The 12,684-nt window shown below is 45.9% G+C and carries 11 protein-coding genes, 1 tRNA gene and 2 pseudogenes; 3 read left to right on the forward strand and 11 right to left on the reverse strand.

The annotated features are described in order from the left end of the window. Positions 1 to 124 precede the first annotated feature (124 nt). The 6 genes and pseudogenes from INF29_RS00375 to INF29_RS00400 form a co-directional block, all read right to left on the reverse strand. Positions 125 to 1,591: a recombinase family protein gene (locus tag INF29_RS00375; RefSeq protein ID WP_193484025.1), complete on the reverse strand. Its 1,467-nt coding sequence runs from the start codon at positions 1,589 to 1,591 to the stop codon at positions 125 to 127. After that, the gene (locus INF29_RS00380; protein ID WP_193484026.1) at positions 1,588 to 1,941 is read right to left on the reverse strand and encodes a helix-turn-helix domain-containing protein; all 354 of its coding nucleotides are present in this window, start codon (positions 1,939 to 1,941) and stop codon (positions 1,588 to 1,590) included. Before INF29_RS00380 ends, INF29_RS00375 begins: the two co-directional genes overlap by 4 nt. A gap of 688 nt (positions 1,942 to 2,629) precedes the next feature. Continuing rightward, a pseudogene (locus INF29_RS00385) lies at positions 2,630 to 3,879 on the reverse strand (MFS transporter). A 343-nt stretch (positions 3,880 to 4,222) separates the two neighbouring features. Beyond that, positions 4,223 to 4,948 carry a class I SAM-dependent DNA methyltransferase gene (locus tag INF29_RS00390; RefSeq protein WP_193484027.1) on the reverse strand — a complete coding sequence of 242 codons (726 nt, stop codon included), beginning with the start codon at positions 4,946 to 4,948 and terminating at the stop codon, positions 4,223 to 4,225. Positions 4,949 to 5,040: 92 nt separating this feature from the next. Next, entirely contained in the window at positions 5,041 to 5,337 is a 297-nt protein-coding gene (locus INF29_RS00395) for a nuclear transport factor 2 family protein (protein WP_330608226.1), read from the reverse strand. Next, positions 5,306 to 6,160 (reverse strand): helix-turn-helix domain-containing protein, encoded by an 855-nt coding sequence (locus tag INF29_RS00400; protein WP_193484028.1) that lies wholly within the window; start codon positions 6,158 to 6,160, stop codon positions 5,306 to 5,308. The genes INF29_RS00395 and INF29_RS00400 overlap by 32 nt, the downstream gene beginning before the upstream one ends. 298 nt (positions 6,161 to 6,458) lie before the next feature. On the opposite strand from INF29_RS00400, the gene INF29_RS00405 reads away from it, so the two are divergent. The 3 genes and pseudogenes from INF29_RS00405 to mobV all read left to right on the forward strand — a co-directional run bounded on the left by INF29_RS00405 (position 6,459) and on the right by mobV (position 8,504). Continuing rightward, positions 6,459 to 6,869 (forward strand): cysteine-rich VLP domain-containing protein, encoded by a 411-nt coding sequence (locus INF29_RS00405; RefSeq protein ID WP_193484029.1) that lies wholly within the window; start codon positions 6,459 to 6,461, stop codon positions 6,867 to 6,869. 109 nt (positions 6,870 to 6,978) lie between these two features. After that, a pseudogene (locus INF29_RS00410) lies at positions 6,979 to 7,375 on the forward strand (replication initiator protein A). 187 nt (positions 7,376 to 7,562) lie between these two features. Continuing rightward, the gene (gene mobV / locus INF29_RS00415; RefSeq protein WP_193484030.1) at positions 7,563 to 8,504 is read left to right on the forward strand and encodes a MobV family relaxase; all 942 of its coding nucleotides are present in this window, start codon (positions 7,563 to 7,565) and stop codon (positions 8,502 to 8,504) included. A 347-nt stretch (positions 8,505 to 8,851) separates the two neighbouring features. On the opposite strand, the gene INF29_RS00420 is transcribed toward mobV, so the two are convergent. From INF29_RS00420 to INF29_RS00440, 5 genes are all read right to left on the reverse strand, one after another. After that, a tRNA-Leu gene (locus tag INF29_RS00420) sits at positions 8,852 to 8,939 on the reverse strand. Positions 8,940 to 9,028: 89 nt separating this feature from the next. Beyond that, on the reverse strand, positions 9,029 to 9,613 hold the full coding sequence (locus INF29_RS00425; protein WP_191343903.1) for a lysine exporter LysO family protein: 585 nt from the start codon (positions 9,611 to 9,613) through the stop codon (positions 9,029 to 9,031). Beyond that, positions 9,610 to 9,891 carry a LysO family transporter gene (locus tag INF29_RS00430; protein ID WP_072848013.1) on the reverse strand — a complete coding sequence of 94 codons (282 nt, stop codon included), beginning with the start codon at positions 9,889 to 9,891 and terminating at the stop codon, positions 9,610 to 9,612. Before INF29_RS00430 ends, INF29_RS00425 begins: the two co-directional genes overlap by 4 nt. 5 nt (positions 9,892 to 9,896) lie before the next feature. Beyond that, on the reverse strand, positions 9,897 to 10,928 hold the full coding sequence (gene ltaE, locus INF29_RS00435) for a low-specificity L-threonine aldolase (RefSeq protein WP_087988506.1): 1,032 nt from the start codon (positions 10,926 to 10,928) through the stop codon (positions 9,897 to 9,899). 5 nt (positions 10,929 to 10,933) lie between these two features. Beyond that, positions 10,934 to 12,562, reverse strand: coding sequence for an ABC-F family ATP-binding cassette domain-containing protein (locus INF29_RS00440; protein ID WP_087988505.1), 1,629 nt, complete (start codon positions 12,560 to 12,562; stop codon positions 10,934 to 10,936). Positions 12,563 to 12,684 lie beyond the last annotated feature (122 nt).

The raw sequence follows: 12,684 nt of genomic DNA on the forward strand, positions 1-12,684 counted from the left end.
GTCAACACTTTTTGCTAAAAAATTTTCAAGTATTTTGTATATCATGCAAAACCGGGACAAAAACGTCTATTGCAGGTTGTTTCTCGTCCCACCGAAAACAAAAAAAATGACTTGCATTTGCAAGTCATTTTTTCTTGGATGCACCGAATGAGGATAAATCCGAACCCTCAACATCTGCCAGAGTGATAGTCTTGGAACCATCCTTATAGTTGAAAGTAAGGATTATCTTGTCCTCATAAAGATACACCGCATTTACAAAGCTGTCGATCAGCCTTTGCCGCTGTTCCCGCTTTGTCACATCAAACTTGCGGAAACGGTAAATGAAAAATGCTATCTGTTCTCTTGTAAGCAGGGGTTTGTGCATTTCTTCCTGCAAAATGCTGACTTCAAGCTGGCTTTTTGTTTCTTCCAACTCGTCCAGCCTTTGCTTGGTGGATGGGGTAAAAATCCCTGCTTGAATAGCGTTGAGCATATTGTTAATACCTTTTTCCGTTTCTGCAAGCTGTTTTTTCAAAAGTGGCAGGTCGGTGCTTTCTTTCTTCTGCAACTCCATCAGCGTATCAATCAGCCGCTCCATGACTTCATCATTCATAATTGCTTTCATGGTATAATTGACAACCAAATCTTCAATCCAGTCTTTCTTGACCGCTTTCTTGTCACAGAGCTTCTTTTTCTTAGTATTCACACAGCGATAATAACGGTGTACTTTCATTGTATGGCTTGTGCCGCTTTCTCCCACCATGAAAGAGCCGCATTTCCCACAGTACAGCTTCGTTGTCAAAAGGTAATCATCCTCGGCTTTGTGACGGGCAGGAGCTTTTTTGTTCTTTGCCAGCCGTTCCTGTACCCGTTCAAACAACTCTTTCGGGACAATCGCCGGAATACCGTCCTCCTTGACTACATCACGATAGCTGTATTCTCCCATGTAACGGCGGTTCTTTAGCAGGTGGTTCATAATATTCAATGTGATTTTCCCGCCACGAATGGAACGCATACCCCGGCTGTTTAACAGATTGACAAGTTCCTGCATGGTCGCACCCTCGCTGTACTTTGTAAACATTTCCAGTACCACCGGGGCGGTCTTGGGGTCGATTTGATAAAACTGCTGTTCGTCAATGTAATATCCCATCGGGACAGTACCGCCATTGTATTTACATTTCAGCGCATTGTCAGTCAGACCTCGAATAACCTTTTCAGAAAGTTCCGCAGAGTAGTATTCTGCATAGCCCTCCAGCATAGCTTCCAGAATAATTCCCTCGCTGCCCTCGGAGATATTTTCCCTTGCGGAAATGACTTTCACACCGTTCTTTTTCAAGAGATTTTTGTAGCGTGCGCTATCATAACGGTTTCGTGCAAAGCGGTCTAATTTCCAGACAAGGACAACATCAAACAAGCCCTTTGCGCTGTCTTTAATCATCTTCTGAAATTCAGGGCGGTTGTCCGTTTTTGCTGATAAAGCCCGGTCAATGTATGTTCCTAAAATCGTGATACCGTTTCGTTCTGCATAATCCTTACATTCTCGCAACTGCCCCTCAATACTTTCTTCTCGTTGATTATCGGAAGAATAGCGGGCGTAGATCACACCTTTCATTTATCCACCTCCATCATTTGAAGAAGCGTCTGCTTTAACTTTTTACTCATTGGCGATTGCGGGTCAAAACACATTTCAATAAACTGCCGCATTTCCTCACTGCCCGTTGCAATTTTAGGGCGGTATTCGTACAGCTTGCCTTGGGGCTTATCCGTCCGGGCAAACAGGTAATCCATAGACACATCAAAATAATCTGCATACTTCACAAGCGTTTCCAAAGACGGAGCAGATTGTCCCTGTTCATAGCGGTTAATGCTGGACTGTTTTACTCCCAGCAAATCCGCCATCTTTACCTGTGACAGTTTCACGCTCTCCCGCAATATCCGCAGACGTTCTCCCAATTCTTTCATAGCTGCGACCTCCCTGTTTTCTCTGTGCTTATTATAACATTTATGCGTTTTATTTTCAATCCGCAATAAGCATAATTATTATGATAAATGCTCGCATAAAGAGCAGAGGAAACAGGGAATGCAGCACCAAAATAAGCGGTCAATCTGACTGTGATGTTACAGCAGACTGAAACCGCTTATTTTTGCGTTTTGCGGGGAATGTGGGTACACATGACCGCAAAACAGGGTTTCCAAAGGGTATCCCTTTGGCACACGACTTTGCTTGCAAAGTGTAGTGTGTTATACGCTCTGTCGGCGTTGCTGCGAAAATGAAGTTGCCGGGGGAGGGCAAGTACATTTGAAGTAGCAAGAAAACAGGGCTGTGGTTGCATGGCGTAAAGCCGCAAATACAGGGCTGGTTTCAGCAGCAGACAGGGCGTATAGGAAAGCCCCCGTCCATCGTCCCACGTCGGACTTCGGGACAAAATGTCCCGAACTTGTGGACACACTCACGAAAAAGCGGGTGGGTTTTTCTCTCAAAATTGAAATGGGCGGGAAGCCATTTTAAGGGCTTTCCCGCCTTGATTGCCTATCAGCAAAGGTAGGCGAAACTGTCAACGGCGGCGCATTTATGCGCCGTTCATCTTGACCGTTGACTGGATCGGCTGGCTTTGCGATTTCCCATCACTTTAATAAATGCGTTTTCTTCTCAATCGTCGCTTTTACGAGCAAAACTGTTTTGGGATTGACAATCAACATTTCGTAAAACTGGCAATACGAAAACCAAAACGGCAACCGCAATAATCCCTATTCCACAAAGTAAAAACCATTTTTCCACACCAATTCGTTCTGCAAAAATACCGGAACACAGCAAACCCAGCGGCATGGCAAAGGACATCACGCTTCCGAGCAATGAGAAAACCCGTCCCAGATATTCTGGTGGAAGCTGCTCTTGAAACAAGGCGTTTTGTACTCCGTAAAATGGAGAAGTTAATCCCATGACTGTACAACAAATTACAAATATAAAAACGCATTGGTGGGCAGCAAACCGGAAATCGCAATGCTTACCCCCATCACAAGAACCGATAGACCGATTGAAAAAATCCGGTTCTTGAATCCACCCCAAACGCTGAGCAAAATTCCCCCTGCAAGCATACCGCCTGCAAAAGCAATTTCTGCTATGGACGCATGGGTAGGTGTTCCACGAAAGTATCCCATGCTCATTAAAGGGTACAATGCACTGATAGGCATAAAGAAAAACATATATGCCGTTCCAATCCAAAGTAATGCGAACAAACCCTTGTTTTTCTTTAACTCAAAATATCCCTCCTTCATATCCCGGAAAAAGCTGTTTTGGCTTTCGCCTGGGCATATTGGCGGATTTGGAATCGACAGAACCGCAACAACGCCGCAAGCCAGAACTGCGCCGATAATATCCAATAGAATAATCGTGCTTAATGACCAGACACTATATAAGAAAGCGGCAGCGGCTGGGCTGATCAGGGACACGGCGGCCTGCATGGTCTGATTATAACCGGCACATTTGGTTAGCTGGTCTTGCGGAACCATAAGCGGTGTAACTGCGCTGGACGCAGGAGAATGAAAAGCGTTGCCGATACTTCTGACAAATAAGACCAGCATAATGAGCCATATGGGCAGTTCCATAAACACTGAAACGACTGCCAGAAATCCTCCTGTTGCGGCAATCATAAGGTCTGCTCCGATCATCACTCCTTTGCGGCTATGGCGATCCACAAAAGTCCCTGCAAAGGGGCCAATCACAGCTTGAGGAAGAAAGCCCATCAAGGTTGCAATGGATAAGACCATAGCGGAATTTGTTTTTGCTGTGAGATAGAATATAATGGACATTTGCAAAATCCCACTTGTAATGAGAGAAACGCTCTGTCCCGCCAGCATAGTAAAATACTTCTTTTTCCAAAATTTAGTTTCTGTTGTCATATCAATACCTCCTGTTTTTGTCACATACTCTTTTCTGCGCAACAAAAAGCAGATATATGCTCCACTATGGGCATATACCTGCATAACAAAAGGCACGACAAGAAATACTCTATGACAATCATTGTCATAAAGGATTGACCTACGTGTTTCTCTGTACGCACGACAAAAAAGCCCATCACATGGAATGAAAAACCGACTTTTTGTTGTTTATTAGCGTACAAAAATTAACACACGTAAGCCTCCTTTCAACTTCAAACTGATTGTCAGAATATCATATAACAGATAGATTGTCAATCAGTTTGAAAAATTTTTGAAGTGGATTGGTTTGTTTATAACTGAAAATCTAATTTCTTTGAACTTGCAGGGAATGGAATGCTCCGCTTACTTTTTTAGCCCTAACAATTATAATATCTGGAATTTCCTTGTTAAAATAGCATTCTTCATAAAAACCATCAATTACAAAACCAGTGTCAAAACACATATTAAAAATATCCTGCAAAGAACGATGATAGTAACATTGCTTTTGTGGTTGTCCTTCAATCGCAATATCGTAGTAGCTGTGTGGTGTCATGTATTTATCTGTCAGTGTAACAAAGCACGGATGCTGTGTTGCAAATACAAAAACTCCATTATCCTCAATCAAATTGTAAACAGCGGTAAAAAGCGGCTTAATATCGGTAATATCCATGACCGCCATATTTGAAACCGCTTTTGTGAACATCCTGTTTCTTTTTAACGTCTTCATACTGATTTCATTAGTGGCATCTGCTACGTAAAATTCAATTCTATCAGTATTGTGTTTTCTTCGTTTCTTTGCCAGTTCAATCATTTTTTCACCATAATCAAAGCCAACAACTGAAATGCCTTTTTCAGCAAGATATGCCGAATAGTTTCCGTTTCCACACGCAATATCTAAAATATAATCTGAGGAATTGGGATTTAGAAGTTCTGTGACCTTTGGACGGACCACGTTTCTGTGAAAATCATTTGATTCATCACCCATTGTATAATCCCAAAATTCAGCATTTTGATCCCATATCATTTTACTTTCTTCTTTTGAGTATCGCATAATTCCTCCTTCAATTAGAAGTTTTCTATCTATTCAATAGGCAAATTATGTTGTTTCAAAAAGGAAAGTTTATCCCAGTAACCTCTTTGAAATTAAATTTTCCCGTTCACAACATGGAAAAATCCGCAGCCTCTTAATCCTAATGGGTCTCTCCATTCTAAAATTGCCCACTGCCCATCTTCAAATATATTTTCTACAATGGCTGTCATATCAGCTGTGGTAAATTCTGTTGTGAACATTTCTCTGATTGCCTCTATCCCAATCACCGGTTCATTTGTTACCTGATGATTGGTTGCGTTATCATGGTACAGACTCACGATTGCCTCAACATCGTGGTCGTTAAAAGCATCTACCCATTTACATACTACTTCTTTTGGTCGTAACATCATGATTTCCTCCATCTATCTTTGTTTCCTTGCCTGCCAGTTCAATCATTTTCTTCGCCAACTGCTGGAACTGCCCGGCAGTTTCCTCGTCCATCGGAAGAAGCTGCCCGACCCGTCCGGCAATCATAGCGGTCACATCATCCATAGAAAGCGGCTCCTGCTGGTGGTTTTTCATGGCTTCCTGCATAGTTTGGAACATGGCAGCGGTAATGGTTTCTCCCGGCTGCTCGCCGCTGTCCATCTCTTTCTTAATGTCCCGCAGGATAGCAAGGAACACATTCTTGATTTTCTCAATCTCTGCTTCATGGTCGCCCATTTTCTGTGCGTTCAAGAACTGCAAGTCCTGTCTTGCTTCTGCCCGGTGTTCCGGGTGTTCTTTCATCAGATCAGACAGGGAAGCCGTTGCCATTTCAATAAGCTGGTTTCGTGCCATAATGCCCTTTGCCGCTGTGTCCTGAAAATAAATCCGTATCAAATCTATCAGTTTCGGGAAGTTCCTGTGTTCCAGCAAGCGATTTAGGATTTGCACATCCACAGCACCCGTCACAAGCCCTTTGACTGCTCCCTCGGACAAGCCCAGCTCGGATATATCATAGCTTTTGCGGACGCTGATATTGGATAGCCCCAGTATATAGTCGGTGGACACCTTAAATTCCTTTGCCACACCAATGAGAATATCGCTGCTGACTGTCCTTGTTTCGCCGCTGACAATGCGGCTCAGCTGGGAAGCGGAAACGCCGATCTTCTCTGCAAGTTCTTTTTGTTTGATTTTGTTTCCGTTGCATAGGTCAGAAATCCTCTGTCCGGGTGTTCCGGGTAAAGCCATAGTATGCACCTCCTCCGTATAACTCTATTATACAGCAAAATTGCAAAAATGCAATTTTAAAAGTGTAAACTTCACAGAAATGCAATTCTCGCAAAATTCCGAGGATTGCATTTTTTTCGTGTAGACTTAGGGTAGTTCATCGATGAGCTGCACCTTGAAAACAGAATGACCGTCCGAAAAAGGAATATTTCTCCCGGCGAAGTATCGCATTTGCGTACCAACGGAGAACACACGCCGCAGAAATGGGGCAGGAAGCCTTTTCGGGGAAAACGGCAATCAGACAAAGCGGAGGACACACATGGAAAACAATCTCAAAAAGCTGCCGCCGTTGGAGCGCAAGCCGGACGGCTCTCTGTACCGCATGACCCCAGCACAGCGGAAACGGGCAAACGCCTTGATTCGCCGGGAATGTTGCAGCTATGACAGCGGCAACTGCATTGTGCTGGATGATGGCGATACCTGTATCTGTCCGCAGACGATTTCTTTCTCGGTCTGCTGCAAGCATTTCCGCTGGGCTGTCCTGCCGCTGGATCGGACGCTGGAAGCAGAGATTTTCCGGGATAAGGACACAAAACGGTGTATTGTCTGCCGGAGAGCTTTTGTTCCCGGCTCTAATCGGGCGAAATACTGCCCGGATTGTGCCGTCAGCGTTCACAGGCGGCAGAAAGCAGAAAGTGAACGGAAAAGGAGGGCGTGCGTGGACAATTAGGGGCGAAAAAATCCTGTATTTATGGGGCTTTCCGAACACCAAACCAGGGCAGGTGGTATTCTTTATCGCTAACTCTCAAAACAGGGCTTCTAATTGTCCATAAGACACTATGACGAAGTTTATCTATCACTACCAACAGGAACGGGCGCAGAGCTTCACCCAGCTTCCCAATTTCCTGTTTGAAGCACCAACCTATCAGCCATTATCCAATGAAGCAAAGCTGCTGTACGCCTTTATCCTGCGCCGGGCAGACCTATCCCGCAAAAATGGATGGGCTGACGAGTACGGACGGATTTACCTGTACTATCCCATCTGTGAGGTAGTGGGCCTGCTTCACTGTGGGCGGCAAAAGGCAGTCAACACCCTGCGGGAATTACAGTATGCAGAGCTGATCGACATCAAGAAACAGGGCTGTGGAAAACCCAACCGCATTTACCCAAAATCCTATGAGGGCAGTTCCAATCTCTGACTTCTTGAATTTCCATTTTGGTACGCCGGAGAGCTGAAAACCGTACTTGACGAGTACAAAAATCAGCCCTCTTGGAGTACCGAAATCGGACGGTATAGAAATACAGAGATTAAAATGATTTATTTATATCGATTCCATTCCAATCCTATCAGAGCTATTTGGGGCGGGATTTTCCTTGTGGAAAACCCCGGGAACGGAAGGGAAAGGAACGAGGAAAGGAGTTTATGGCACAACACGCAATTTTGCGATTTGAAAAGCACAAGGGCAACCCGGCAAGACCGCTGGAAGCCCATCACGAAAGGCAAAAGGAACAGTACGCCAGCAATCCCGACATTGACACCAGCCGGAGCAAGTACAATTTCCACATTGTCAAGCCGGAGGGCAGGTACTACCACTTTATACAGAACCGTATTGAACAGGCAGGCTGCCGTACCCGTAAGGACAGTACTCGGTTTGTCGATACGCTGATTACCGCCAGCCCGGAGTTTTTCAAGGGCAACCCCCCAAAGGAGATACAGGCGTTTTTTCAGAGGGCGGCTGACTTCCTCATTAACCGGGTAGGCAAAGAAAATATCGTGTCGGCGGTGGTACACATGGACGAAAAAACACCCCATCTGCATTTGGTCTTTGTTCCACTGACGCAGGACAACCGGCTGTGTGCAAAGGAGATTATTGGGAACAGAGCCAACCTCACAAAGTGGCAGGACGATTTTCACGCCTATATGGTGGAGAAATATCCAGACTTGGAGCGTGGAGAAAGTGCCAGCAAGACAGGCAGGAAGCATATTCCCACCCGGCTGTTCAAGCAGGCGGTCAATCTCTCCAAACAGGCAAGAGCTATTGAAGCCACGCTGGACGGCATTACCCCGTTCAATGCAGGGAAGAAGAAAGAGGAAGCCCTCTCCATGCTGAAAAAGTGGTTTCCCCAGATGGAGAATTTCTCCGGGCAGCTCAAAAAATACAAGGTCACGATAAGTGACCTGTTAGCTGAAAATGAAAAGCTGGAAGCAAGAGCCAGAGCCAGTGAAAACGGCAAGATGAAAGACCGTATGGAACGGGCGAAGCTGGAAAGCGAACTACAGAACATTCAGAAACTTGTTGACCGTATCCCGCCGGAGGTGCTGGCGGAATTGAAACGGCAACAGCGACACACAAAGGAAAGGTGATTGATTATAAGCAGATTTTTACGCCGCCCCTATGCGGCATTGTACCTTGACAACTGAATAAAGAAAGGCGAGCTATGGCAGAAAAGCACTCGGACAAAATCCCACAGTATGAGATAAATGCCCTTGCCCGGTGCTTGCTTCCCGAAATTCAGAAATTCTTTGCCAGCCCGGAGGGGCAGAAAGAATTTGAAGAATGGAAAGCACAGAGGGCAAAGGAAGCAGAACAACATAAAAGCGTATAACAAAAGCGGCGGTATCGTTATGATACCGCCGCTTTTGCTTTAGCATAGATATACTAAAAATCCGAATCCGTCCCCGATTGGAACCGGGTTCGGATTATCATGGTCTGGTGCGGATGACAGGACTTGAACCTGCACGGGCGTAATGCCCACTAGAACCTGAATCTAGCGCGTCTGCCAATTCCGCCACATCCGCATATCTGGTTTTGTGTCTTGCTGTTTTCAGCTGACTTGGATATCATAATACAAAACCAGAACTTTGTCAACACTTTTTTTTCAAATTTTTTAACAGAACAGCGGAACCAGCACCGGCATAGCCAATGTGCAGATGACACCGCTGACGAAAGCCAGTATGGCTGTCTTACTGTCTGTATACTTACTCAACAGGGGCAATGTGGTATCCATAGCCGTTGCGCCTGCGGGGGCAATGGCTGTATAGACGTTTCTGCCTGCCAGCACAGGCACCAGCAGAAATGTCAACACTTCCCGGAACACATTGGACAGGAAGGAAATGGTACCGCCAATGGGATTGCCTGCCTCTGTCATGAGGATACCGGACAGGCTGTACCAACCCAAACCGGAAGTGATGGCAAGACCTTCCTTTACATCCATACGCAGAATCATAGCGCAAACTGCGCCCCCTGCCAGAGAGCCCAGAATGACCCCCAGAGGAATCACCAGTATCCGCAGACCCATCCGGCGAATCTGCCCAAATACTTCCCGGTTCACGCCCATATCAATGCCCACGGAAAAAAGCAGAATCAACAGCATATAAGAAGATGCCGTATCCAGAAAGCCGCTGACGCCCTCCGGCATGACGACACCTGCGCCGATGCCCAGCACAAGGGCAATGAGAATCGCTTTGCTCATTCATTTGCCCCCTTCCGCAAAAACACCTTTGTCAGCAGATACACCACCACAATGGAGCCAATCACCGCCAAAACCGCATACAACAAAGCCTTGCCGCCCAAAGACGGCAAAGCCTGTATGATGTCACCATTTCTGCCGATGCTGACGCCCATACAGAATATGAGCAGCATCAGCCAAACAGTTTGCAGTTTGGCGTTGATCTTCAGTCCTTTTTCTTTGAGGATGCCGCGGAAGCCCACAACAAACCCCAAAGCCAGTACAATAAATATCTTCGCCATAAGTCTTATACCTGTTTCATCAGATCGACCACTTTGTCGATTTCTTCTCTTGTTACATATTTATGGGTAGCAAAACGCATGATGCCGTTATCTTCACCGTTGATGATAACATCATGTTTTGCCATATAGTCCACCAGTTCCGCGGAGGACAGAGGATAATCTTTCAAACGGAAAAATACCATATTAATCTGCTGTCTTTCTTTATAAACTTCCAGACCTTTCACACCGCAAAGGGCTTCTGCCATGTATTTTGCATTGTCATGGTCTTCCTGCAGGCGTTTGCTCATGACATTCAGGGCGATTTTGCCTGCTGCCGCAAGGATACCTACCTGACGCATACCGCCGCCGATGATTTTACGTTTTCTTCTGGCAACGGCAATAAATTCCTTGCTGCCCACCAGTACAGAGCCTACAGGTGCGCACAGACCTTTAGACAGGCAAACGGAAACGCTGTCCGCATACTGCGCGATTTCTTTTGCTTCTACACCCAAAACGGTAGCTGCGTTGAAAATACGTGCGCCGTCCAGATGGATAGGCAGGTGGTATTTGTCAGCCAGTTCTCTCACGTTCTTCATGTATTCCAGACTTCTTACCTGACCGTCGGAATCGGCATTTTCATAGGTAATCAGTGCTGTTTTGGGCTGATGGATGTCCTCAGGGTCTTTGCGGATATATTTTTCGATGATATCCAGAGGCATTTCCCCACCCACATTCTGAACAGTACGCAGCTGTGCACCTGCGATGATAGCAGCCGCCCCTGCTTCATGGGCTACGATATGGCAGTTATCAGGCAGAATCACTTCTTCCCCACGGTTCACATGGGTAAACAGTGCCAGCTGATTGCTCATCACGCCGCTGGGTACAAACAGACCAGCTTCCTTGCCCATGATTTCCGCTGCCAGCGCTTCCAGTTCGTTTACAGTCTGGTCATCGCCATAAACGTCATCGCCCACAACAGCTTCATACATGGCTTTCCGCATTTCCTCGGTGGGCACCGTTACGGTGTCGCTTCTCAAGTCGATTTTTCCGTTAATCATTCTGATTACGCCTCCCCGGTCATTTTTTCTCTGATTGCGTCGATTTCTTCACTTTCAATGTATTCGTCAAAGGTCATCTGTCTGTCGATGATGCCGCCAGGCAGAATCTCGATGATTCTGTTTGCAATGGTCTGTGTGAACTGATGGTCATGGGAATCGAACAGCAGTGTGCCTTTGTATTCCATAAGACCTTCGTTCAGTGCGGTGATGGATTCCAGATCCAGATGGTTAGTGGGTTCATCCAGAATCATAACGTTTGCGCCGCTCATCATCATTTTACACAGCATACAGCGTACTCTTTCCCCACCGGAAAGCACGTTTGCTTCTTTCAGGGCTTCTTCGCCGCTGAAGAGCATTCTGCCCAGCCAGCCACGGATATCCGCGTCATACTGTTCCCCTTCTTTTGCGAAAGGACGCAGCCATTCAATCAAAGAATCATGGCAGCCGTCGAAGTATTCCGCATTGTCTTTGGGGAAGTAAGCTGTCTTTGTGGTAATACCCCATTTGAAAGTACCTTCATCGGGTTCCAGCTCACCCATGAGGATACGGAACAGTGTAGTTCTTGCAATTTCGTCTTTGCCTACGAAAGCAACTTTGTCATTAGGACGAATCATAAAGCTTACGTTATCCAGCACTTTTTTGCCATCAATGGTCTTGGACAGACCTTCTACCAGCAGTACGTCATTGCCCACTTCTCTATCCTGTTTGAAGCTGCAGAAAGGATATCTTCTGGAAGAAGGTTTGATGGTATCCATCTGCAGGTTATCCAGCAGTTTTTTACGGCTGGTTGCCTGTTTTGCTTTGGAAGCGTTAGCGCTGAAACGCTGGATAAATTCCTGCAATTCTTTGATTTTCTGTTCCACACGTTTGTTCTGGTCTTTCAACTGACGCTGGGTCATCTGTGTATAGCTGTACCAGAAATCGTAGTTACCAACGAACATGGTGATTTTGCCATAGTCGATGTCGGCGATGTTGGTACAAATCTTATTCAGGAAATGTCTGTCGTGGGATACGACAATCACGGTATTTTCAAAGTCCATCAGGAAGTTTTCCAGCCATTTGATGGCGTGCAGATCCAGATGGTTGGTAGGTTCGTCCAGCAGCAGAATGTCAGGATTGCCGAAGAGCGCCTGTGCCAGCAGGACTTTCACTTTCTGAGTACCAGTCAGTTCTTTCATTTTTACATAATGGAATTCATTGGTAACACCCAGACCATTCAGCAGGATTTCCGCGTTGGATTCGGCAGACCAGCCGTCCAGCTCCGCAAATTCCCCTTCCAGTTCGGAAACCTTGATGCCGTCTTCATCGGAAAAGTCCTCTTTTGCGTAAAGGGCTTCTTTTTCCTTCATAATGTCATAGAGACGTTTGTGACCATACAGAACAGTTTCCACAACCTCAAATTCGTCGAACATGAAGTGGTCCTGTTTCAGTACTGCCATACGTTCGCCGGGGGTGATGAATACAGAACCTTTGTTGGGTTCCAGTTCCCCTGCCAGTATTTTCAAAAATGTGGACTTGCCGGCACCGTTGGCACCAATGAGTCCGTAGCAGTTGCCTTTGGTAAAGTTGATGTTCACATCATTGAACAGTACGCGTCCGCCGTACTGTAAGCTTACACCTTGTGCTGCGATCATGTTTGTTTTTCTCCTTTTCTCTGTTCTTTTTGACTCAAATCTTTCCTATTATAGCGCATCTGCCCCGCAAAATATAGCCCAAATCCATGATTTTTGCATTTTTGCAGGATTTTTGCCCCAAA

It is taken from the genome of Anaerotignum lactatifermentans (assembly GCF_014982935.1).
GTDB lineage: Bacteria > Bacillota > Clostridia > Lachnospirales > Anaerotignaceae > Anaerotignum > Anaerotignum lactatifermentans.

What these genes read in the sequence shown, in the direction of transcription:
- ltaE (WP_087988506.1), bottom strand. Translation starts at nt 10,928, where the DNA reads ATGATTAACGGAAAAATCGACTTGAGAAGCGACACCGTAACGGTGCCC.
- INF29_RS00380 (WP_193484026.1), bottom strand. Translation starts at nt 1,941, where the DNA reads ATGAAAGAATTGGGAGAACGTCTGCGGATATTGCGGGAGAGCGTGAAA.
- INF29_RS00430 (WP_072848013.1), bottom strand. Translation starts at nt 9,891, where the DNA reads ATGGCGAAGATATTTATTGTACTGGCTTTGGGGTTTGTTGTGGGCTTC.
- INF29_RS00425 (WP_191343903.1), bottom strand. Translation starts at nt 9,613, where the DNA reads ATGAGCAAAGCGATTCTCATTGCCCTTGTGCTGGGCATCGGCGCAGGT.
- mobV (WP_193484030.1), top strand. Translation starts at nt 7,563, where the DNA reads ATGGCACAACACGCAATTTTGCGATTTGAAAAGCACAAGGGCAACCCG.
- INF29_RS00395 (WP_330608226.1), bottom strand. Translation starts at nt 5,337, where the DNA reads ATGATGTTACGACCAAAAGAAGTAGTATGTAAATGGGTAGATGCTTTT.
- INF29_RS00405 (WP_193484029.1), top strand. Translation starts at nt 6,459, where the DNA reads ATGGAAAACAATCTCAAAAAGCTGCCGCCGTTGGAGCGCAAGCCGGAC.
- INF29_RS00400 (WP_193484028.1), bottom strand. Translation starts at nt 6,160, where the DNA reads ATGGCTTTACCCGGAACACCCGGACAGAGGATTTCTGACCTATGCAAC.
- INF29_RS00440 (WP_087988505.1), bottom strand. Translation starts at nt 12,562, where the DNA reads ATGATCGCAGCACAAGGTGTAAGCTTACAGTACGGCGGACGCGTACTG.
- INF29_RS00375 (WP_193484025.1), bottom strand. Translation starts at nt 1,591, where the DNA reads ATGAAAGGTGTGATCTACGCCCGCTATTCTTCCGATAATCAACGAGAA.
- INF29_RS00390 (WP_193484027.1), bottom strand. Translation starts at nt 4,948, where the DNA reads ATGCGATACTCAAAAGAAGAAAGTAAAATGATATGGGATCAAAATGCT.